Source organism: Siphonobacter sp. SORGH_AS_0500 (genome assembly GCF_002838835.1).
Classification (GTDB): Bacteria; Bacteroidota; Bacteroidia; order Cytophagales; family Spirosomataceae; genus Siphonobacter.
Map to the genome: position 1 here is coordinate 121,341 of NZ_NHPP01000004.1, position 22,981 is coordinate 144,321.

At 44.5% G+C, this 22,981-nt stretch carries 21 protein-coding genes and 2 pseudogenes; 11 read left to right on the forward strand and 12 right to left on the reverse strand.

Annotated features, from left to right (window positions below):
• The first annotated feature begins 44 nt into the window (after window positions 1-44).
• The 7 genes from argC (at window position 45) to BWI96_RS22785 (ending at window position 6,548) form a co-directional block, all read left to right on the forward strand.
• Complete coding sequence (argC, locus tag BWI96_RS05885; RefSeq protein WP_198555152.1) at window positions 45-1,001, forward strand: N-acetyl-gamma-glutamyl-phosphate reductase; 957 nt, start codon at window positions 45-47, stop codon at window positions 999-1,001.
• A gap of 145 nt (window positions 1,002-1,146) precedes the next feature.
• A complete protein-coding gene (locus BWI96_RS05890) occupies window positions 1,147-2,277 on the forward strand; it encodes an aspartate aminotransferase family protein (protein ID WP_106635944.1) in 1,131 nt (376 codons plus the stop codon).
• 144 nt (window positions 2,278-2,421) lie between these two features.
• The gene (locus BWI96_RS05895) at window positions 2,422-3,369 is read left to right on the forward strand and encodes an N-acetylornithine carbamoyltransferase (protein WP_106635760.1); all 948 of its coding nucleotides are present in this window, start codon (window positions 2,422-2,424) and stop codon (window positions 3,367-3,369) included.
• 42 nt (window positions 3,370-3,411) lie between these two features.
• Window positions 3,412-4,197, forward strand: coding sequence for an acetylglutamate kinase (gene argB, locus BWI96_RS05900; RefSeq protein ID WP_106635761.1), 786 nt, complete (start codon window positions 3,412-3,414; stop codon window positions 4,195-4,197).
• 28 nt (window positions 4,198-4,225) lie between these two features.
• Complete coding sequence (locus BWI96_RS05905; RefSeq protein WP_106635762.1) at window positions 4,226-5,182, forward strand: ADP-ribosylglycohydrolase family protein; 957 nt, start codon at window positions 4,226-4,228, stop codon at window positions 5,180-5,182.
• Between the two features lie 53 nt (window positions 5,183-5,235).
• Window positions 5,236-6,339, forward strand: coding sequence for a M20 family metallo-hydrolase (locus tag BWI96_RS05910; RefSeq protein ID WP_106635763.1), 1,104 nt, complete (start codon window positions 5,236-5,238; stop codon window positions 6,337-6,339).
• Window positions 6,340-6,413: 74 nt separating this feature from the next.
• Window positions 6,414-6,548: a hypothetical protein gene (locus BWI96_RS22785; protein WP_255400607.1), complete on the forward strand. Its 135-nt coding sequence runs from the start codon at window positions 6,414-6,416 to the stop codon at window positions 6,546-6,548.
• A 122-nt stretch (window positions 6,549-6,670) separates the two neighbouring features.
• On the opposite strand, the gene BWI96_RS05915 is transcribed toward BWI96_RS22785, so the two are convergent.
• A complete protein-coding gene (locus BWI96_RS05915; protein WP_106635764.1) occupies window positions 6,671-7,918 on the reverse strand; it encodes an MFS transporter in 1,248 nt (415 codons plus the stop codon).
• A 123-nt stretch (window positions 7,919-8,041) separates the two neighbouring features.
• A pseudogene (locus BWI96_RS22790) lies at window positions 8,042-9,141 on the reverse strand (chorismate mutase).
• A gap of 327 nt (window positions 9,142-9,468) precedes the next feature.
• On the opposite strand from BWI96_RS22790, the pseudogene BWI96_RS05925 reads away from it, so the two are divergent.
• Both BWI96_RS05925 and BWI96_RS05930 read left to right on the forward strand, forming a co-directional pair.
• A pseudogene (locus tag BWI96_RS05925) lies at window positions 9,469-10,730 on the forward strand (proline dehydrogenase family protein).
• Between the two features lie 141 nt (window positions 10,731-10,871).
• Window positions 10,872-11,513: a lipoprotein signal peptidase gene (locus tag BWI96_RS05930; protein ID WP_106635765.1), complete on the forward strand. Its 642-nt coding sequence runs from the start codon at window positions 10,872-10,874 to the stop codon at window positions 11,511-11,513.
• 580 nt (window positions 11,514-12,093) lie between these two features.
• Here BWI96_RS05930 and BWI96_RS05935 read toward each other — a convergent pair.
• The 10 genes from BWI96_RS05935 to BWI96_RS05975 all read right to left on the reverse strand — a co-directional run bounded on the left by BWI96_RS05935 (window position 12,094) and on the right by BWI96_RS05975 (window position 21,346).
• Window positions 12,094-12,732 (reverse strand): OmpH family outer membrane protein, encoded by a 639-nt coding sequence (locus BWI96_RS05935; RefSeq protein WP_106635766.1) that lies wholly within the window; start codon window positions 12,730-12,732, stop codon window positions 12,094-12,096.
• 5 nt (window positions 12,733-12,737) lie between these two features.
• Window positions 12,738-13,313 (reverse strand): OmpH family outer membrane protein, encoded by a 576-nt coding sequence (locus BWI96_RS05940; RefSeq protein WP_106635767.1) that lies wholly within the window; start codon window positions 13,311-13,313, stop codon window positions 12,738-12,740.
• A 64-nt stretch (window positions 13,314-13,377) separates the two neighbouring features.
• Window positions 13,378-14,799 carry an outer membrane protein assembly factor gene (locus BWI96_RS23145; protein ID WP_369804081.1) on the reverse strand — a complete coding sequence of 474 codons (1,422 nt, stop codon included), beginning with the start codon at window positions 14,797-14,799 and terminating at the stop codon, window positions 13,378-13,380.
• Between the two features lie 2 nt (window positions 14,800-14,801).
• Window positions 14,802-15,992, reverse strand: a complete 1,191-nt coding sequence (locus BWI96_RS23150; RefSeq protein ID WP_369804082.1) for an outer membrane protein assembly factor — start codon at window positions 15,990-15,992, stop codon at window positions 14,802-14,804.
• 93 nt (window positions 15,993-16,085) lie between these two features.
• A complete protein-coding gene (locus BWI96_RS05950; protein ID WP_106635768.1) occupies window positions 16,086-16,826 on the reverse strand; it encodes an isoprenyl transferase in 741 nt (246 codons plus the stop codon).
• 98 nt (window positions 16,827-16,924) lie between these two features.
• The gene (locus BWI96_RS05955) at window positions 16,925-17,596 is read right to left on the reverse strand and encodes a DUF6089 family protein (RefSeq protein WP_106635769.1); all 672 of its coding nucleotides are present in this window, start codon (window positions 17,594-17,596) and stop codon (window positions 16,925-16,927) included.
• 70 nt (window positions 17,597-17,666) lie between these two features.
• Window positions 17,667-18,635: a hypothetical protein gene (locus tag BWI96_RS05960; protein WP_106635770.1), complete on the reverse strand. Its 969-nt coding sequence runs from the start codon at window positions 18,633-18,635 to the stop codon at window positions 17,667-17,669.
• A gap of 143 nt (window positions 18,636-18,778) precedes the next feature.
• A complete protein-coding gene (locus BWI96_RS05965) occupies window positions 18,779-19,654 on the reverse strand; it encodes an NAD kinase (RefSeq protein ID WP_106635771.1) in 876 nt (291 codons plus the stop codon).
• Window positions 19,655-19,827: 173 nt separating this feature from the next.
• Window positions 19,828-20,529 carry a hypothetical protein gene (locus BWI96_RS05970; protein ID WP_157830228.1) on the reverse strand — a complete coding sequence of 234 codons (702 nt, stop codon included), beginning with the start codon at window positions 20,527-20,529 and terminating at the stop codon, window positions 19,828-19,830.
• 205 nt (window positions 20,530-20,734) lie between these two features.
• Window positions 20,735-21,346 (reverse strand): thioredoxin family protein, encoded by a 612-nt coding sequence (locus BWI96_RS05975; protein ID WP_106635773.1) that lies wholly within the window; start codon window positions 21,344-21,346, stop codon window positions 20,735-20,737.
• Between the two features lie 62 nt (window positions 21,347-21,408).
• Between BWI96_RS05975 and BWI96_RS05980 the strand changes: the two genes are divergently transcribed.
• Both BWI96_RS05980 and BWI96_RS05985 read left to right on the forward strand, forming a co-directional pair.
• Window positions 21,409-21,810, forward strand: a complete 402-nt coding sequence (locus tag BWI96_RS05980; RefSeq protein WP_106635774.1) for a GNAT family N-acetyltransferase — start codon at window positions 21,409-21,411, stop codon at window positions 21,808-21,810.
• A 35-nt stretch (window positions 21,811-21,845) separates the two neighbouring features.
• Window positions 21,846-22,715: a ChaN family lipoprotein gene (locus BWI96_RS05985; protein WP_106635775.1), complete on the forward strand. Its 870-nt coding sequence runs from the start codon at window positions 21,846-21,848 to the stop codon at window positions 22,713-22,715.
• The last annotated feature ends 266 nt before the right edge of the window (window positions 22,716-22,981 follow it).

Consider the following 22,981-nt stretch of genomic DNA (forward strand, 5'->3'; position numbering starts at 1 on the left):
CTTTTACTACTAACAACTATCAACCAACAACCAACAACTATAAAATGAAAGTTGGTATCATTGGAGCGGCGGGCTACACGGGTGGTGAGTTGCTTCGTATTTTAATCCATCATCCTGAAGCAGAGATCGTGTATGCTCATTCGAAGAGTCAGGCAGGGAAACCCGTCGCTTCTACGCATACAGACTTATTCGGAGATACAGATCTTACCTTTTCAGAGGAATTTCATACCGATATAGATGTGGTTTTCCTGTGTTCTGGACACGGCGAATCGAAGAAATTTCTGGCGGCCAATCCGGCGTTTGAGAATCTGAAAGTCATTGACTTAAGTACGGATTTTCGGGATGAATCCAACGGATTTGTGTATGGGTTACCTGAATTACAAAGAGATACCATCCGTCAGGCTCAGAAAATTGCGAATCCCGGATGTTTTGCTACGAGCATTGAGCTGGCTTTGTTACCATTGGCTCAGTCGGGTTTATTGACGAATGATGTTCACATTTCGGCAGTAACGGGCAGCACTGGAGCGGGACAATCCCTGAGTGCCACGAGCCATTTTAGCTGGCGGAATAATAACATCAGTATTTATAAAGCCTTCACCCACCAGCACCTGACCGAAATCGGAATGGTATTGAGGAAAGGTCAGCCGGATTTTTCGCAGGCCATTAACTTCATTCCCTACCGGGGTAACTTTACACGGGGCATCATGGCGAACGTTTATACGCCTTATGCCGGAACGCTGGAAGAGGCTAAGGAGCTTTATAAATCCTATTATGCCCCGCATCCCTTCACACACGTAAGTGATGCCAGCATTGATGTCAAGCAGGTGGTAAATACCAACAAAGGCATCGTTCATCTGGAAGTGGCAGAAGGTAACCTGCTTATTACCAGTATTATCGATAACCTGACCAAAGGAGCTTCCGGTCAGGCGGTTCAGAACATGAACTTATTATTTGGACTGGACGAGAAAACCGGTCTGAAATTAAAATCAGTTGGTTTTTAATGAAGCGTTTGATTGGGTTCAATAAAGTTTGATGACGTTTGACCGTTTGGTTGAGTTTAAGGAAGATACCAAGGAACTCAAACTTTTCAAACCTCTCAAACTAGATCAAACCTCAAACCGAATCAAACCCCAAACACAGCATTTCATGAATCCATTCAACGTCTATCCGCTCTATGATATTGAGCCTGTGAAAGCTCAGGGAAGCTACCTCTGGGATAAAAAAGGGGATCAATACCTGGACTTATACGGTGGTCACGCGGTTATTTCCGTAGGCCATTCACACCCTTACTACGTGGAAGCAATCAATCGTCAGCTTTCACAAATCGGGTTTTACTCTAACTCCGTTCAAATTCCCATTCAAAAAGAATTAGGACAGAAACTCGGTGAACTTTCGGGCTATCCAGATTACTCGCTTTTCCTGGTAAACTCGGGTGCGGAAGCCAACGAGAACGCCCTGAAGTTAGCTTCTTTTTATAATGGACGTAAAAAAGTAATCGCTTTTAAAGGAGCGTTTCACGGACGTACTTCAGGGGCCGTAGCGGTTACGGATAATCCTTCTATTGTTGCTCCCATTAACGATAATTCACACGTTACCTTCATTCCTTTCAACGACGTGGAAGCTTTAAAAGCGGCCATGAGCGAAGAAATCTGTGCGGTAATTGTGGAAGGAATTCAGGGCGTGGGCGGTATTAAAGTTACTTCGGCTGAGTTTCTTCAGGCAGCTCGTCAACTTTGCGATCAGTTTGGCTCGGTATTAATTCTGGATTCGGTTCAGTGTGGATACGGTCGTAGCGGTAAGTTTTTCTCGCATCAGTTCACAGGCGTTGATCCTGATCTGATTACGACGGCTAAAGGTATGGGTAATGGTTTCCCCATTGGTAGCGTTCTGATTTCCCCTAAGTTTCATGCGAAATTCGGCATGCTGGGAACGACGTTTGGTGGCAACCACCTGGCTTGTGCAGCAGCGGTAGCGGTTCTCGATATCATGAAAAATGAAAATCTGATTGAGAATGCAGCTAAGCAGGGCGATTACCTGTTTGAGCAACTCAAAGGAATCGGCGGTATCAAGGAACTTCGTGGCCGTGGACTCATGATTGGCATTGAGTTCGAACAACCCGTAGACAAGATTCGCGATACGCTTTTATTCGACCATAAAATTTTCTGCGGTTACGCAGGTAAACATACCTTACGCTTATTACCAAGTCTGGCCATCGGTCAAACCGAAAGCGATCGCTTCCTCGAAGCTCTCGAGCAGGTCATTGCGGTAACAGCCTAATAGTTTTCAGTTTATTGTTTTCTGTTTACAGTTGTTGGTTCAAACAATAACTGTAAACAGAATGCTCTCAGCTTTAGTCTTTTAAAGAACAGTTATTAGTAGGCGAAATTGAAAACCGCAAACTGAAAACTGTAAACTAATCCTATGAAACAATTTCTTTCCGTACATGATGTTCCTGACCTGCCGGGATTGGTGCAGGAAGCTCTTCGTCTGAAACAGAATCCCTTTGCGGATGAACAGTTAGGACACCACAAAACCATTGGATTACTGTTCTTTAATGCCAGTCTTCGTACCCGCCTCAGCACGCAGAAAGCGGCTGAAAACCTGGGGATGAAGGTGATGGTAATGAATGTGACGTCAGATTCCTGGGGTCTGGAGTTCGAGGATGGAGCCATCATGAACGGAAATAAAGCCGAACACATCAAAGAAGCAGCGGCAGTAGTGGCTCAGTATTGTGACATCATCGGGGTTCGGAGTTTTCCATCTTTAACGGATCGGGCGAAGGATTACGGTGAAGAGGTAATTAAGCAGTTTGTGAAATATGCAGGTGTGCCTATCTTGAGCCTGGAGTCGGCCACGCGTCACCCGTTGCAGTCACTGACCGATTTGATTACCATTGAAGAATACAAGAAAGTAGCTCGTCCCAAAGTGGTATTAACCTGGGCTCCGCACGTAAAAGCTTTGCCTCAGGCCGTTCCTAACTCCTTTGCGGAATGGATGAACGCAGCGGATGTGGATTTTGTGATTACCCATCCTGCAGGCTATGCTCTGGCTCCTGAATTCTCAGGTAATGCTTTGGTAACTCAGAATCAACGCGAGGCCTTTGAAGGGGCGGACTTCATCTACGCGAAAAACTGGTCTTCTTATGAAGATTACGGCAAAATCCTGAACAGTGATCCCGCCTGGAAGATTACACAGGAAAAAATGGGCTTGACCAATGATGCCAAGTTCATGCACTGTCTGCCCGTTCGCCGGAATATTGTCGTAGACGATGCCGTGCTGGATTCACCTGCGTCGATTGTAATTCACGAAGCGGGTAACCGGGTTTGGGCGGCTCAGGCGGTTATCAAGCAAATGTTATTGAATTTGTAAGTTTGGAATCTCTGGAGATTTCCAGATTAAAGAATTAATAACATGCTGACTGTCATTAAAATAGGCGGAAACGTAGTTGATAACCCAACGTTACGACAACAATTCCTCAAAGATTTCGCTGAATTATCCTTACCCAAGATTCTGGTTCACGGTGGGGGTAAAATTGCTACGCAGGTAGCCGTAAAGCTCGACGTAGAAACGGTCATGGTAGAAGGTCGGCGGGTAACGGATGCCGCCATGCTTGACGTAGTTACCATGGTGTACGGTGGACTGGTGAATAAACAGCTCGTCGCTCAGTTACAAGCACTGGATTGTAACGCTCTTGGCCTTACTGGGGCCGATGGAGGGATCATCCGTTCTAAAAAACGGACGGGCTGGAGCGTTGATTACGGTTTTGTTGGAGATATTGAATCCGTGAACGATGAGCAAATCAAGCGTTTTCTGGAAGTAGGACTAGTGCCCGTGTTTGCTCCCTTAACTTTCGACGCCTCGCTGGCTTCCATGCTGAATACCAACGCCGATACACAAGCTCAGGCCATCTCAGTAGCGTTAGCAAAGCATTTTGAAGTAAATTTGGTATATTGTTTCGAAAAAAAGGGCGTACTGACTAATCCTGAAGACGATTCCAGTGTCATTCCAGAATTATTGCCTGAAACCTATGCCGAGCATAAAGCCTCTGGTGCTATTTACGCCGGAATGGTTCCTAAGCTCGATAATGCCTTTAAGGCTCTGGCCGATGGCGTAAAGCAGGTAACCATTTGCCACGCGGCTGACTTGCGTAAGGCCGTGGCCGAAGGTACCGCCGGAACCCGGATCAGACTTCAATAACCAACGTTATCATTACAAGCAACACCGTATGAACGACCTCGACTCCCGAGTAAAGGGCTATCTTTTCGGCACTGCCATTGGAGATGCAATGGGCGTTCCGGTGGAATTCTCGAATCGTAAGTTTTTAAAGGAAAAACCAGTGGCTGGCCTAAGGGCGTTCGGAACGCATTATCAACCTGCCGGAACTTGGTCGGATGACAGTGCTCTGACTTATCAAACCATTGAAACTTTAATTAACGGTCTGAATTACCGGGATTTAGCGAACCGTTTTTTGAGCTGGTATCACCAGGGCGAATGGACAGCTAATGGAGTCGTTTTTGATATTGGTTTTGCCACCCGTAACTCCCTCGACCGTCTGGAAAATGGGGTAGAACCCACCGAGGCAGGTGAGATCAGCGAGCTTTGTAATGGGAATGGTTCGCTCATGCGAATTTCACCCTTAGCGTTTTACTTGCAGTATCGTAAACCCAGTCTTTCCATGACGGAGCGTTTCGAACTGGTTCGAAAAACGTCGGCTATTACGCATGGACATATCCGTTCGGCTCATGCCTGCTTTTTACTGGTGAGTTACATTCAGGAATTACTTTCCGGAAAAGATAAGATGGAGGCTTACTATAGCATTCAGCAAACCATGTGCCCGTTTTTCGAAGAAACCGGCCCGGCGGATGAGTGCGAGTTATTTGCCCGAATCTTGAAAGAGGACCTTACCCAAATCCCCGAATCTGAAATTTACTCTTCCGGTTACGTAGTACACTCGCTGGAGGCGGCTTTGTGGTGCTTTCTCACCTCGAATTCATTTTCAGAATCCGTTTTAAAAGCGGTTAATCTGGGTGATAACACGGATACTACCGGTTCGGTAACGGGCGGTCTAGCGGGTGTTTATTATAGTCTTCAGGCGATACCAGCCGAATGGCTTCAGGACATTGCCCGAAGGGAAGACATTGAAAATTTGGCGGAGCGATTTACCCAATCGCTCTCCGTTTAACACCATAAAAATGGATCAGATCTTTGGGTTTGGTCCATTTTAACTATGTATGTATGGCCATTGCAAACTTAATTGAAAGCCTAACCAGCGACTCTATTGAATTATTAAAGCGATTGATTGCTACGCCTTCATTTAGTAGGGAAGAAGACCAGACGGCGTATTTGATTGAAGAATTTTTTCGGGAAAGGAATATGCCTTTTTCCCGTCTGCATAATAACCTCTGGTCAAAGAACAAATACTACAACCCAGAGCTTCCGACGGTATTGCTCAATTCGCACCATGATACCGTTAAGCCCAATCCGAAGTGGACCCTGGATCCTTTTAACCCCCTCGTTAATGAGGAAGGTAAACTCTTTGGGCTGGGTTCAAATGATGCAGGAGGTTGTCTGGTTTCGTTATTAGCGGCCTTCTGTTACTTCTACCACCGCACCGATCTTCAGTATAACGTCGTTTTTGCCGCCTCTTCAGAAGAAGAAGTGTCCGGTAAAAATGGGATGGAATTACTCTGGAATTCCGGCAAATTGGGTGAAGTAGAATTTGCCATCGTGGGTGAACCCACGCAAATGCACCTGGCGATTGCAGAAAAAGGGTTACTCGTACTGGATTGCATGGCTCAGGGTAAAGCTGGTCACGCTGCCCGGGAAGAAGGCGAAAACGCTCTCTATAAAGCTCTGGATGACATTGCCTGGGTTCGTTCGTTTCAGTTCCCTAAAGTGTCACCAACGCTGGGAAACATGAAAATGTCGGCAACGGTGATTCAAACGGAAAATAAGCAGCATAACGTCGTTCCGGCTAGTTGTCATTTTACACTGGATGTTCGGGTAACCGATCAATATACCCTGGAGGAAACGTGTGAGATTATTCAGTCACACCTAAAATCAGAAGTACAGGCCCGTTCGGTACGTTTGCATCCTTCCAGTATTCCTCTCGAACACCCGATTGTTCAGGCGGGTATTACTTTAGGACGTAATACCTACGGTTCACCTACCACTTCCGATCAGGCTGTCATTGGTTGTCATTCGCTGAAAATGGGACCGGGAGATTCCGCTCGATCGCATCAAGCCGATGAATTTATTTACCTCCATGAGATCGAAGAAGGAATTCAACTGTACATTGAGATGCTTAAGTACGTTGTTTTAGCTAGAGAGGTGGCCTGATAAATTTTCTGAATCGCTGGGAGAACCGAATCTTTTTTCCGAGTTTTGATTTCTATAGAATCATTCTAAACATTATGGAACAAAAAGCGACAACTCCCGGCTGGAAAGGCTGGATTAAACGGTTAGGTTGGGCTGGCTTTTTTTTCTTTCTGATTAAAGGCTTACTCTGGCTCGCCCTCGGTTATTTCGGACTAAAGATTTTTGAATAATAACTTCTGAAAAAAGGCTAACCCTCGCAGGTTAGCCTTTTCATTTATGGTTTGAATAAGTATTAAGTATGAATCTGTTTGAGATCGTTTGATACAAATTCTTTATCTGACCAGTGCTTCTCTTAAATCAGCTTCACGTGTAGTAACTCTTTCGTTTTTACCCAGATTAGCCCTACAATGACTATCGTCAAACTTCCGCCGATGAGAACGGAGGGAACCGTTCCGAATGCTTTCGCCAGTAATCCCGATTCAAAAGCTCCGATTTCATTCGAGGTACTAACAAAAATGCTGTTAACCGAAAGGACCCTTCCACGAATTTCATCGGGCGGAACCAGTTGTAAAATAGCTTGCCGAATCACGACGCTAATGCTATCAAACGCTCCCGTAAGGAATAACATCAATACCGATAACCAGAAGTGAGTAGAGAGAGCGAAAATGATAGTGGTTAATCCAAAACCCGCCACGGCAATGAGCATATTAAGCCATGCTTTCTTTACGGGAGAATAAACGGCTGTACCGATAATGGTAAGCACTGCTCCAACAGAAGGAGCTGCTCTCAAAATGCCCAGCCCTTCCGCTCCAACTTTCAGCACATCTTCGGCAAAGACGGGTAATATTGCCACCACGCCCCCAAAAAGCACCGCAACTAGATCCAGCGAAATGGAGTAAAGCAGAATTTTGCTTTTAAAGACAAAGCCAATTCCTTCCCTAATACTTTGCCAGACGCTCGTTTCTTCGTGGGTAGGTTCGGGAATGGGCTTCTTTTTAATGAAAGAAAAAAGTATAAAAACGACCCCGATACTGCCAATCACCAGCCACATAGTGCCCGACATTCCCATCCAGCTATACAGAAAACCGGCAATGCCTGGCCCAAGAATGGCTCCTGTTTGCCAGAATGAACTGTACCAGGAGGCCGCATTGGCGTAGACTTCGCGAGGGGTAAGGAACGCTTTTAGAGAAGCAGTAGCCGGACTATAAAAGCCACGGGCAAAACCAATCAAAGCCACAACCGAATAGATGATCATTAATAAAAAACGATCATCGTGAATGGCCCGGGTTTCAGGGAGGGTGGCCCAGTGAAGAATGAAAGAACCAGCCAGAATCACAGACAAGCTTAATAAGATAATCGTTTTCTTATCATACTTATCGGCTAGGTGACCGCCTAACAAAGCCAGGGATATGTAAGGAATGGCCTCCGCTAACCCCACTAAACCCAAAGCCAGCGGATCATGCGTAATGCGATAAATCTGGTAACCCAGCACTACTTCCTGAATCAGAATAGCAGTAGTAAAAAAGAAACTCCCGAGGCCATAAAAAGTAAACTCTTTATAGCGTAGGGCCGCGAACGGATCAGTGGGAGGCGTTTTCATAGGCAGGAATGACTCGTAACGAATATGGGTTATAAAAAAGGCCCTTAGGTTTAGATGAAAATAGGCTTAAAATAAAAATGAGGTCACTGGATAGCGACCTCATTTTTTATAATCAATCTCAGATTAAGACTGAGAAACTGAATTCATTACTTCCGTTTGTTTACGGATCGATGCTTCGTGAATCAGGCGGTATAAATCTTCTACGAGATCAGAGTAGAGACCTAGTTTCTTTGCCATTTCTGCACGTGAAGCGTGAACTTGTTTCCAGCGGTCAATCTGGAAGATCGTTACTCCATTATCACGTTTGTATTCACCCATTTTCTCAACAATGGCCATACGCGTCGCTAACACTTCCAGCAATTCGCGGTCGATGTTATCTACTTTCGCACGGAGTTCATCCATGTGGCTGTGGTATACGGAGTCAGAAGAATCAGACTCACGCACCTGCATGCTGCGAAGCAGTTCGCCCAAAGCCGCAGGAGTTAATTGTTGAGAGGCATCAGACCAGGCTTCGTCAGGATTACGGTGTGATTCAATAATCAGACCATCGTAATTCAGATCGAAGAAACGTTGGGTCAACTCACCCAGGTACTGACGTTTTCCTGCCATGTGGCTTGGATCGCCAATGATGGGAAGATTAGGCAACTGGCGTTTCAGTTCCAGAGCTACCTGCCACATGGGAGAGTTGCGGTATTTTGTTTCCTGCATGTTTGAGAAACCGCGGTGAATAGCCGCTAATTTCTTCAGGCCGGAATTTTGAAGACGTTCCAGAGCTCCAATCCAAAGAGCTAAATCAGGGTTAACGGGGTTTTAACCAGTACTGGAATATCAACACCTTTCAAAGCGTCCGCAATATCCTGAACGTTAAAAGGGTTAACCGTTGTACGGGCTCCGATCCACAAGATATCAACGCCGTATTTGAGAGCCAGTTCAATATGATCAGGACTTGCTACTTCAATAGCAAGGGGAAGACCTGTTTCTTTTTTAGCAGCTGCTAACCAGGGTAAAGCTGCTTCGCCCATTCCTTCAAAACTTCCGGGACGGGTACGAGGTTTCCATACACCCGCACGAATCACGTGGGCATACCCCTCTTTTGCAATTTGGGTAACCGTATCCCAAACTTGTTCTTCAGTTTCTGCACTACAGGGTCCCGCAATCATCAAGGGCTTACCGTTGGTGTTGATCCAATCCTGTAAAGGCACAATATCCAGCGTCGCACTCATCTTGTAAATCGTTAATTAGTAAGCGTTTATTTGTTCAAAAAGCCAGGGGGCAGTTTATTATGATGAAGTGTAACGTTAAGGCCAAATCTTTTATGGTTTGACTAATCTTAATAAACTTAAAATCAGTTTGTTAACCTCTCAAAGATAACCTATTTTATTAAAAAAATCAGTACTGACATGTAAAAATGCGGTGTGTTTCCTCTTACCTTTGTAATCGCTTTTCGGAAAAACAAAAAGTACCGAATCGCCGATATATTTTAGATCGAGCACACCCAACCTGAACCTGACCGCTATATTCCACTTTCACACTAACACGGTTCACTTCCCATGCCCAAAATGGACATTTTGAAAGCTCCGAGTCATCAACAGCAAGAAAAAACTATTTCATTTGACGACACTTCGGTTGCTTTTGCTAATCAATCTAACTGGCAACTCAAGAAGACATTTTTCATCTTCGCTGCCATGAATCGAAATTGGCTTGTAAAGATAGGCACCTTTTTCATCAAATTGTTTTAATGCTCAAATTTCCTATCAAGGGAGCCATTAAAAACACAATTTTTGAGCATTTCTGCGGTGGTGAAACCATCGAAGGTTGTAACGAGACTATCAAGCAACTGGATGCGGCTCACATCGGTACAATTCTGGATTATTCCGTAGAAGGAGAGGAGTCAGAAGAAAGCTTTGACCATACAGTAGAAGAAATTCTGCTGACTATTAAGAAAGCTGCTGAGTCACCCGCCGTGCCTTTTTCAGTATTTAAGGTAACCGGAATCGCGACGCTGGAACTACTGGAAAAAGTACAATCCGGGAGAGAATTAACCGCCGAAGATCAGGCGGCTTATGCCCGGGTAAAACAACGCATGAATACCTTGTGTAAGGCGGCTCATGATCTGCACGTACGGATTTTTGTGGATGCAGAGGAAACCTGGATTCAGGATACCATCGACACGTTGACCTATGAGATGATGGATTTATACAATCATCAGGAATGTATCGTTTGGAATACCTATCAAATGTACCGCACAGAAAGTTATTCAAATCTGGTAAAAGCAACGGAAACGGCTCGCAAAAAGGGATATGAGCTGGGAATCAAACTGGTTCGTGGAGCTTACATGGAAAGAGAACGCCAGCGGGCTCATGAAATGGAATATTCAGATCCTATTCATGCCACCAAAGAAGATACCGACCAGGCTTATAATAAAGCTCTTCAGTATTTCCTCGATAACCATGATATTCTTTCGATCTGTCTGGGTACCCATAACGAATACTCCTGTTTGTTAATGGTTCAGAAAATGAAAGAAATGGGCATTGCCGCTGATGATCAGCATTTCTGGTTTGCTCAGTTATTAGGCATGAGTGATAATATTAGCTTTAACCTTTCTCATGCAGGTTATAATGTAGCGAAATACGTTCCCTACGGCCCCATCGAGGCGGTGATGCCTTACCTTTTCCGTCGGGCTGCAGAAAATACTTCAGTAGCTGGCCAAGCCAGCAGAGAGTTTACCTTGCTTAAAAAAGAAGTTCGCCGACGTAAAAGAGCCGTTCGGCAAGATCTTTGTAAAAGTAAGAAAGCTGCTCAGAAAGCATAATCCGAAACCCCGTTCAACTGAATGGGGTTTTTTATTAGGATCATACCCTAGTTTTTTGAGTGGTTGTTACCGATTTTTGTACTTTATTGAATGAGTTACTCGATTAACCTATTTATTTGTAGGTTGATAATTATTGATTGAATGAAGAATCCTCTGAAGTTTTTTTTACTTACCCTTTTGGTTATTGTTGTCGATCAGGTAGTAAAGCTGCTGGTTTTCAAAAATATGTATTTGGGTGAAGATATCCCGGTGATCGGCGATTGGCTAAGCATTCATTATGTACTGAATCCGGGAATGGCTTTTGGCATGCAACTGGATCATCCTTATGGGAAGTTGGTGCTGACGTTATTCCGTCTGGTGGCCATGGGGGTAATCGCCTGGTATCTTACTCGTTTAGCCCGGAAAAACGCTCCTGATGGTTTATTGTGGTGCATTGCCGCCATCTTAGGAGGGGCCATTGGCAACGTAATTGATTCAACTTTCTATGGTGTATTTCTGGGAAACGCTCCCTACGATGCTCCAACGCCCTGGTTTCACGGGCAGGTAATTGATATGGTGTTGTTTAATCCCTGGGAAGGATTTATTCCTGAATGGGTTCCCGTCTGGGGCGGTTCTTATTATACCAGTCCCGTTTTCAACATTGCAGATTCAGCGATTTTTCTTGGGGTGGTTTTTATTCTGATCTTTCAATCATCGTTCTTTAAAGAAGAACCCGCAAAGCCAGCCGAAGAGAAGCCATCAGAAGAAGATGCCAAGCCCATCAGCGATTCATCAGAACAATAAGAGTTTAATCGATTTATAAGCGTAAAAAGACTAGCAGATTCTGCTGGTCTTTTTACGCTTATGACAGCTTGAGGTAGAAGAGCAGGTGGAACCTGTCGTTAAGATAGGAACGAGAGGGAATCTCGCTCCAGTGGTCAGACCTGTCATCTCGAATGAAGAGAGAGCCCTTCCGTAGAGTGGGAGAGTGTAACAGTTAATCAAGGTTCTTCATAACCTAATGCGTTTAGCAAAGGTCATCCCCGCAGTCGCTCGGCTCTGCCGAGTGACTACTTAACGTAGGCCTCTGGCCGTCTGAGGTAAATAACTCTAGCCTGGAAAGAAGGGCTTGCTTAACTGGAAATGCTTTAACTACCAGAGGCCTGAATTCCATTTCGTCACTCAGACAGAACTGAGCGACTATGGTAGAAAACTTATTTACAACAAAGAGAGGCGAAAACTAAGTAAGTTTCATCGCTTCGCTCGGAATGACAGGCATGTGGGAATCTACCATTATTGTAGGAATGAGATAGAATCTTGCCTCAGGAAAACGAAAAAAGCCGGACTGTCAAGTCCGGCTTTTTTCGTTTACTTGCCTAATCGCTTATTTGTTACCAGCTTTTTTCGTTGGCGTTGTTGCTGGTTTAGTACCAGCTGCTGGCGTAGTGGCAGGTTGTTGAGCAGCGGCAGCAGCTTTTTTCACTGCTTCTGGATCAACACCCATTTTCTTAAAGATCAAATCCGTTACTTCCGTAGAAGGATCAGCGTAAAGCACGACAGGGTTTAATTGTGTGCTGATCGAGCTGCTTAAAATGAACGTGTAGTTATTTTCTTTGGCTACAGCTTTAATCGCATTGTCGATGTCCACTAACAGCGGTTGTAATAATTGCTGTTGTTTCTGACCCAACTCAGTCTGAGCATTTTGTTGAAGCGTTTGCAGACGCTCCTGAATGCCTTGTAATTCTTTTTGCTTGTCAGCTTTGATTACGTCAGACATCGTAGCTTCAGCTTTCTGATAAGCAGTGTATTTGTCCTGCAGATCTTTCTGAAGGCTCTGCATTTGGTTTTGATATTGCGTGCTACGAGTTTGTAATTCAGCTTCTACTGCTTTCGATTTAGGGTGTCCAGCTAATAGTACATCGATATCAGTATAGCCAATTTTGGGAGCCGACTGGGCGTTTGCATTCAATCCTGCGAAGGCCAGGGCAACGGCGGTCAGAACGGCGAAAATTTGTTTTTTCATTTGATTTACTGCTTAGTCTTTGTGTTTTGCGTTGGTGTGTTTGTTTGATTGGGGTTCGCTTTAGGATCGATGCCTAGCTCTTCTAAAACATAATCAGAGTAATCGTCCCGGGGATCCGTATAGATCATGGCAATTCCTTCCGAGGATTTATCCAGAATCATACGAAGCTGTTTTTGGCGTGCTACTTTCTCAACGGCCCGATGCAATTCATCCATAACGGGTTTCAAGACATCTTTCCGTCGCTGGTGATACTGGCCGTTGTAGCCAAATATTTTATTGTTTAACTCTTTAACTTCATTTTCCCGCTTCGTAATCTCCTGACGACGCTGTTGTTTCATGGGGTCAGTCAAAAGAGGCTCCTCTGCTTTGAAAGCCCGTTCAAGCTTTTCAATTTCAGCATATTTATCAGAAATTTCCTTCGTCCGTGCTTGGGTCCAGCGATCCATCTCACCGTTCACTTTCTGGAATTCAGGCATCTTGCTGACAATATACTCGGAGTCAATGTATCCAAATCGCTGGGCCATTGCAGGACTTACCTGCCCTATGAACGCCAAAAATAGGAAAAATACGCTGTTTCTCACGAGTTAAAGGATCTTATACGATTTATAGTTCGGGTTGTAGCTATTAAAAAAACTTAATTAAACCTTATCGGATCTGCTGACCGATGGTAAAGTGGAACTGGCCTTTACCGGCTGGCTGTGTACCGTTCGGCCCTACGTTGCGGTCAAATCCGTATCCATAGTCAATACCGATCATACCAAAGGCAGGCATAAAGATACGAGCACCAATACCAGCCGAACGTTTCAGGTCAAAGGGATTGAAATATTTGTAACTATCCCAGTTATTACCCGCTTCCATAAATCCTAAAACGAAGACCGTTGCTGAAGGATTCAGAGAGATGGGATAACGAATCTCCATTACATATTTATTGTACACAACCCCACCATTTCCTTCGTAACGACGCGTAGGATCGGTACGTACGTTACGGTCATCATAACCACGTAAACCAATGATATCCTGAGCGATGGCAAACTGGCCCTGGCCTGACAGACCCGAACCTCCTAATACGAAGCGTTCCATTGGAATGATGCCCAGGCGTTTGTTATAGTTACCCAGGAAACCCATGTGAGCTCGCGTGTGGAATACCAGTTTTCCAGTAATAGGCACGAACCATGACATGTCGAACATCCACTTGTGATACTCCAGAAATTTATATTTATCCTGAGCCTCCGTCGGGTTCCAGTTATTAGGACGGAACAGTGAGTAGGGAGGAGTCAAAGTGGCCGAAATCGATAACGAAGATCCCTTTCTGGTATACTGGGGGTTATCCAGATCATAACGTGTCAGGGTCGTAATCAACGAAATGTTATTAGCGTTACCTGAGCTAAAGTCCCGAATCAGGATCGGATAATTTTTGAACTCATAACGCATGTACGAAAGTGCCATGTTCAAACCGAAACGGTTGTCAGGGCGGCGTAAACGCTTCCCTAAACTGATCGAAGCACCCGTAGTGTTGAAGTAACCTCTTTCGTTACCCAGCGAAGTGGGTACGCCACTCCCGTAACCGTAGCCATAACCGCTCCCGTAACCATAGCCGCTGTACATGCTACCGCTGTAATCGAAGATGCGGTAAATCTGACGGTTAATGTTGAAAGAGAAGGCATTTGGTTTCTTACCTCCCAGCCAAGGTTCCGTAAACGATAACGAGTAGTTCTGGAATTGACGACCATTGGCCTGGAAACGAACAGCCAGTTTCTGACCATCCCCAGCTGGAAGCGGACGCCAGGCTTTGAGGTTAGTAATGTTGCGAGCAGAGAAGTTGTTAAACACTACCCCAAGCGTACCTACAAAGCCGATGTAACCACCCCAACCACCAGAAAGCTCAATCTGATCCGAAGCTTTTTCTTCAACGGTGTACTCGATATCTACAGTGTAATCGTTACGGGGAATGGGGTTAATTCCGATTTTCTCCGCATCAAAGTAACCCAGACGACCTAATTCCTGCTGTGTACTTACAACCGCCGTTTTAGAGAATTTCTGACCGGGTAAGGTAAGAATTTCACGCAATACTACGTGGTCGGAAGTTTGGTGTTACCATTCAGAATAATCTTGTTAATGGTAAACTGTTTTCCTTCGAAAATATTGAAGTTAATGTCAATAGAATCACCTTCGATGGCCGTCTCTTCGGGATTGGCACTGAAATACAGATAACCTGCATCCATATACAGCGAAGAAACGTCATAGCCAGGGCTGCCCTGCAAGCGTTTTTGTAATTCTTCAGGGTTGTAAACGTCTCCCTTTTTAATACCTAATAATTCCGTCAGAACAGAATCAGAGTGGAGGTAATTACCCTGCCAGTTGATATTACGGAAATAATATTTTTTACCTTCTTCCAGCCCCAGATATACGTCAACTGTCTTGCGGTCGTGTGAGTAAACAGAATCCGCTACGATGCGAGCATCGCGGAACCCTTTCTTGTTGTAAAACTCAATGAGCTTGCCTTTATCTTCTTCGAATTTTTTCGGAATGTATTTTGAAGGCGTGAAAACCCGACCAAAACGCATTTGTTTGGTCCCCTTCATTTTGTTCCGAACGGTTGCTTCCGGCAATTGTTCCCGGCCGTCAAAATCAATGGTATGAATTTTGATTTTAGGACCTTTATCGATGGAAACGGTCAGAGCCGCGTTATTACCACGAGTCGTATCTGAAACCTGACGAACTTTCACGTCTGCGTTGAGAAAACCTTTTTCAACGTAGTGTTTCTTGATGGTCGCCTGGGTGTTCTTGATGAGGGCTTCGTTAATAATCTTTCCCTTGATCAGTTTCACTTTATCGTTAAGAGCGTCTTTTTCGCCTTTACGAACGCCGGTGAAAGTAATCTTATAGAGACGAGAACGCTCCCGCATGAAAATATCCAGCCAGATATTTTCGCCTTCCACTTTGGTAGCGGTTACTTCTACGTCTTCCAGGATGCCCTGATCCATCAGTTTACGGATGGCTCCAGAAATGGCAATACCCGGAATCTGGATTTTGTCACCAACCCGAAGTCCGGATATGGAAATCAGAGAGGCGGCATCATAGAACTTGGTACCACTGGTTGTAATGCCTTTGATGGTATACTCTTTGGGGTGAGTATAGTCAATTTCATTCGAAGCCGCAGGAGTCTGGCTGGTAGATGGTTGCCCACCCAAACCGACACGGGCCTGGCTGAATGAAAGAAAAGGCAGGAAAATTAGAAGGAGAGGGAAAACCTTTCTCATGGGTTAAGAATGCATTTCTGAAGATCGAAAGCCTGAAAATTTAGTTCATTAATGAATTAATAATCAAATCATCAGAAATTTCAATAATGGTAGTTAGGCTTTTAATTGTTCGCTTGTTTTACCGAAACGACGTTCCCGATTCTGAAAATCGAGAATAGCTTCGTACAGGTGTTCACGACGGAAATCTGGCCAGTAAGTTTCTGTAAAATGAAGCTCAGCGTAAGCAAGTTGCCACAGTAAAAAATTACTAATGCGATGTTCTCCACCCGTTCGGATCATCAGATCTACATCAGGGATGTGGGAAGTAGGCAATGCATTTGACAAATCTTGCTCCGTTAATTCTCCAGATGCTAATTCTCCCGATTGGGTTGCACGTACGAGATTATTAATTCCCCGCATGATGTCCCATTTCCCACTATAACTGAGAGCTAACACAAGCGACAGACCCGTGTTATGTTCGGTACGCTGCATGGCCTGCCGAAGATCGGCCTGACAGCGGGGGGGCAGACTTTCCGTATCACCAATGGTTAACAGGCGGATATTGTTTTTCAATAATTTGGGGGTTTGGTCAGCAATGGCCTGAACCAACAATTCCATTAAAGCAGCAACTTCCTCTTTCGGGCGGTTCCAGTTTTCCGTAGAAAACGTATAGAGTGTAAGGTAATCAATGCCTAGTTCAGCACAACCCTCTACTACTTCTTCAACTGCTTTAATCGCATGCCGATGTCCGAATATCCGGCTCAGCATACCTTTTTGTTTGGCCCAGCGACCATTTCCGTCCATTATAACGGCAATATGACGGGGGAGATTGCCTTGAATAATAGTTTCCTTCATCCTCTAATACAAAAAACCGGTAGGTTCCAAACCTGCCGGTTCTGAACGATGCTGCAAAAGTAAGGTTTTTGTGGCAGTTTTCGTTGTAATTGGTTTTATTAAGGACAGAACACCCGGAGGATTGTATAACTTAATGAAATAGAACTGTAATAATACATGTCTTTTCGGGTGGGATCTGTCTGTAGTCGCCTTTCCACGGCTGGACCGGATTCATTATGACCATCGAGGTAATCAGACCATGTTTTGCGGGTTCCAAACTCAAAACCCAGCGACCAGGGACCTTTGATCTGCCATTTAATACCTAAACCAAAGGGAATGGCCAGCCCTGATTTCCGATAGGACTCCGTAGGTTCCTGATCTGGTTTAAAGTTATAAAAGGCCAATCCGGCAAAAACATAAGGAGACCAGTTGCGGGGTTTTCGTTTTGTATAATCAAAATCCAGAAAATTATATTCTAAATCAGCACCCGCTTCCAGCATTCGCGTTCCAAAGATATACCCTCTTCCTAGCTGGAAGGGGTCCTTACTGCGGAAGTCACTACCATAAATTCGCCCAGCACCTGCAGAAAAGCGACCAGAAAGAGCTTTGGAGGCATTGTATCGAAAAAATAGATTACCAGCCGGACGGCCTGATTTCAGTTGAAGATTGGGGGTGATGTCCCCTTTGTAATGCATAAAGCCCAGGCCTCCGCCAAATTCAATCTTTTGAGCCTGACTGGTCAGGGCCGAACCAATAAAAAGGAAGCAAAGCAGTAAAAGCTGTTTCCGCATACGCTTAAATAAGTAAGGTTCGTGCAAGATACACGAACCTATTTCCTGAATGGATATCTGTCCTGACTAACTAACGTAAGGGAGGACATTTAATTTTAGGTGCAATGATGTAATTAATATGAATAGCGGTTAATAGATACATGTCGTTATTACCGCCCCCACGGGCATTGGTTGTGGGTAAATCACCTCCATTCTCTGCGGCGATTCTCTGTAAACCAGGTATACGATCTCCGCCTTTTCGGGCAGCCGTTGGCTCAAGGATACGGTTGCTAAGCAATATAGCCGTCGGATTCGCTAAATCATTTGGATTAGAAGGGTATAATCCACCCGCATCATCGAGATAATCTGTAGCTGTGAATCGCATTCCAGCTTCGGCAGAAATATCCCAATTGCGATTAAAGCGAAAGCGGAAGCCAATGCCAACGGGTATTGCTGCAGAAACTAGAGAATAAGGTTTTGCTCCACCTGAAAGGCCCTGACCCTCGGTGCCTAAGGGCTGTAACGCTACCCAGTTATTTCCCGCATCAACAGGAGTTTTGGCTTTAGGGTTATGAGCAAAGACAGCAATACCTGCAAAGAGATAAGGTACAAAAAAAGGCCTGTCAAAAGCATTTCGACCTTCTGGTAAGATATTAAAAATACCCGTGATAGCTAATTCCTTTACGTCATTTCTGAAATGCAAATTCCGTAAAAATTGGCCATCAAATTTAGGACGCCCCTTCGAAAAAGTATAGTCATCGCCTGATAAACGAGCTAAAGTCAGAGAAGCTCTGCCGCTGAACCTTGGCGTAAAATGGCGGACGTAATTAGCCGTTACATTCCAACGCATCATTTTGAAAGTAGCGTTGACAGGGTCTGCAATGGGAGAAAGCTCCCCGTAGTAGCTGGATGTCCCAAGTCCGAAGCCTACACTGGAATAGGGTTCAAATTTGGCTTTGTAAGGTTTATTATAATTTTTTTTGCTGGAAAATAGCTGGGCCTGGGAATAACCTATTCCAAGTAAATATAAAGTGCTGATCAGTAAAATTCTTTTTCGCATCTGAGCGTAAATTTCAGTTCTATTACACGGTAATTACCAAGGTACTGTTACTAACGATAGAGCTTCCAATATGGTATGGGAGGTGACTAGAATACTTTCGAAAAGCAAATCTAGTACTATATAACTAATAAAAAGCAGAAATGTTAATTTCTGATATCCAAACCCCAATTCAGCTTATGGCGTAAGGTTTCCAGGAAGGTATCCCCTTTAACTTTTACCAGGTGAGCACTGAATCGTTCCCGGCGAACACAGAAACGTACGGAATCTTCTACCACTTTCGATCTTGAATCCAGAGAAATTAGACAATTTTTACTTCGGCTTTCTACCGAAACTTCAATTCGACTACTGTCATTCACCACAATAGGCCGCACGTTGAGGTTGTGTGGACTGATAGGGGCGATAATAAAATTGTTGGTTCGGGGTAATACCACTGGACCTCCCACGCTCAAACAGTAACCCGTAGAACCCGTTGGGGTTGAAATCACCAGACCATCGGCCCAATAAGAATTCAGGAATTCACCATCGAGCCAGGTATGTACGACGATCATGGAAGATCGATCGGTTTTAGTAACCACGAAATCGTTCAGACCAAAGTTGGTTCCTTCAAAAACATCCCGATCATTTTCAACGTGCAGTAATACGCGTTCGTCAATCGAGTATTTTCCGTTTTCAAGCCAGTCCAGCGTTTGGGTAATTTCGTCGGGGTTAATGGTAGCCAGAAACCCTAGCCGACCGGTATTAACGCCAACGATTGGTAACGTACGTTCGCCAACGTGAGTGACGGTTTCAAGCAAAGTTCCGTCACCGCCAATGCTAAATACAAAGTCAGCGTCGAATAAATCCTGACGAGAGGTGTACGTGGACGTGAAAGGATGATTAACGCCATTTTCCTGAATGTTCTGGCGGTATTGTTCGTGTATCTGAACCTCCGCACCCCGACGAGCCAGTTCTCCCAGAAGAGCCTGAATGGCAGGTTTCGTTTGTTCAGATAAGGGACGACCATTGAGAGCAATTTTCATGGAGTCATGCTTTGAGCAAAGAGCAGGGTTATTTTACCTTTCAGTAGTAACCCTATACAAGCACTAAAGTTTTGGCCGGTGGTATTGTTCGATCTCGCGGTAAGCATCGTCAAACTCGTAGCCATCGCGTACTTGTTGAATGATTCGAAGTAAGCCATCCTGCCCGACAAGTCCTAACCAGCGGGAAACTTCTTTGCCAGAAGTAACGTACGACTGGGCCGTTCGGGTGGGATCGGCCTGGCCACGCTGCGTGCCAAAAAGCCGTTTAATGTAACAATATCCTGAAGATGAGGGGCTGTTTTGCCGTGATTGGTAAGAATATCCCATTCCTGAACATAGCCAATGTATCGGCGGGAAGGATCTGGGTCCGAATACCGATAGTCAACCATGAGAGCCATGCCCTCGTCAAACCATTGAGGCAGGGAAGATTTAGCTTTCATCCAACCTAAACGGGCAAATAACTCATCGTGACACATTTCATGAGCGATGACATCTACATTTAATCCGTCTGGATTGAGTATAATCCAGGAGCCGGTAGGTGTGCCTAGGCTACAGCCAGCTCCTTCGTACAAAAGACAAAATTTCTGATATTCTTCGCGATTGGAGCAGAAAATAATGGTTGCTTCGCCGCTTTGAGCCCCCCAGAAGGAGCGTATTCTTTTATGAGCCTGATTGATAAACTGCAAAAGTGAATCCTGACGAGGTTTGCTGGTTTGATCGCTGACGTAGACCGAAGGAGCTATTTTGGAAAAGCCACGGAAACGCACCGTCTGGCAGGCCCAAATAGGTGGAAACCATAGATAATAAGCTGCTAGTAAAAATATACTAAACAATAAAATATTGATAATCAATTGCTTACCGCTCCAACGTATCATAATAAAACCTCGCCCTAAAGTAGCTAGCCAGGCTAGCGTTTTTCCCAAAATTATAACGATACCCCCGGATTACCATCATTTGTAGCAGTTTTTTACTAGTGCAAGGGTATAGTCCGGTTGTATAAATTTTAAAGATATAAACACAACTATCTACGTAAAATTTAACACTTAGGTAAAAGATGATCTGATTGGATGGCTGAAAATACTAGAATAAATTTTTCAGTAAATTCTGTAATTCAGCCTGAAGGGTAAGGGTTTTATCCTTGGCGTACCAGGTGTGAAGTTGCGTGCTGAGTTCCTCAAAAGGTGTTTTTGCTTCCTGTAAAGACTTGTACAATTGCTGAGCGGGTTGGGGGCGGGGGCCCCATTCGGCTACTTCCGTTAACGTATTTTTTTCAACAATAACTAACTTGGGAATCGCCCGGCCACCATTGGTTAGGTAGGCATCCATAAAGTCCAGATTGGTGTCACGTAAAAAATAACGGGTCTGAATGGTTCCGTTCGAAGCTTCGGCTATTCGTTCCAGTACGGGCACAATTTGAGCCGCATCGCCACACCAGCCTTCGGTAAGGATTAGCCAGTAATAAGACGAAGGGTTATTCTGAACAGTCGCCAGCAACTCCGGCATCAGAACCGTAGTTTTGTCCAGACGCTGCATTCGTTGTACATTGAGCTGGGTATATTTCGTCAGAATGTCCGATTGTTTCGGGCCCGTCGTTTTCCCCGCCGCTAGCAGATCCGTAATCAGTTGACGATACGATTGATAGGAGTAGGCAGACTCGATGCGTGCAGAAGAAAGGGTAAATGGAGTTTCCATAAATGTTATAAAATTGATTGATAGTTACTAAACGGTGCTTTCATCTATCGACTACTATTCCTATGATTCAATATCAAACCGGGCGAAAGCTCTCCGTAGAAGAATTCATTGATGTTCTAAATCGTTCCACGTTGGGTGAGCGGCGGCCTGTCAACGACCGCGAACGTATGGAGCAGATGTTAACTGCTGCTCAGATTTTAGTTACCGCCTGGGAAGGAGAGGTACTCATTGGAGTTTCCAGAGCCTTAAGTGATTTCAGCTTCTGTACCTATCTCGCTGATCTGGCCGTAGACGAACGTTACCAGCATCAGGGAATTGGTCGAACGTTACTTGAACTCACCCATGAAGTAGCGGGTTTGCAAACAAGCCTGATTCTGCTGGCGGCACCCAAAGCGGTAGATTATTATCCTAAAATTGGAATGAAACGCAGTGAGGTCTGTTTCCTAAAAGATCGAATCCATTAACGAAACGATAATCCTTCATTAAAATAAATTTCTATATGCGAAGTCTCCTCCTTACACTGGTGGCACTGATCGGTCTAGCTTTCACGGATAAACCAGCCTATCTTATTTACAATCAGCAGTTGAAGGCTTCGAGTTATGAGGAGTTACTGAGAAAAGCTTCCGAAGCGGACATCGTTTTGTTTGGCGAGTTACACAATAACTCGATTGATCACTGGTTACAATTGGAATTGACAAAGGATTTATACAAACAGAAAAAGGAGAAAATAGTCCTCGGAGCAGAGATGTTTGAATCTGATAATCAGATTGTTCTGGATGAATATTTACAGAACAGAATTACCTCTCAGCAATTAACCGCCGAGGCTAAAGTCTGGAACAATTATCAAACGGATTATAAGCCGTTAGTTGATTTCGCTCAGGAAAAGAAGATTCCTTTTATCGCAACCAATATTCCCCGGCGTTATGCCAGCATCGTTGCCAAACGAGGTACAGATGAATTGAAACAGTTAAGTCCAGAAGCTCAGCAGCATATTGCCCCTCAACCTATCCCGTTTGACTTGACACTTCCCGGGTATGCCGAATTAATAAAAATGGGTGGGGTACATGGTAGCGGTAGCTCCATTAGTGCTGAAAACATGGCCAAAGCTCAGGCCATTAAGGATGCCACGATGAGTCACTTTATTCTTAAACACTGGAAAAAAGGACAGACCTTTCTACACTTTAATGGCTCGTACCACAGCCAGAACTTTGAAGGAATTTACTGGTATCTCAAGAAAGCGAATCCCGCTTTAAAAATTTTAACCATTGCTACTACCGAAGAAGCAAATATTGAGGAACCTAAAGATGCCAAACCCGAACTGGCCAATTTTATTATCACGGTTCCTGAAACCATGACTAAGACGCATTAAGTCAATCGTATCAAAAGAATTAGGCTTCCCCGATTATCCAGTTTTGTAAAGATGAGCTATACTCAGAAAGAGCTTAGAAGTTTTAATATTCAACTAGAAATGGATTGAGTATCTAGTAATTTGGGCTGGCTTTGTTGCATGAGTCTTGAGTAGTAGTGTAAACCGGATAAAACCTGCCTGTAATTGCACTCGTAACCGAATAGTTATCCAATAAGAGGTACTTATGTTATCTCTGTCAACCTATGGAGAAGGCTGTTTGGGTCTAA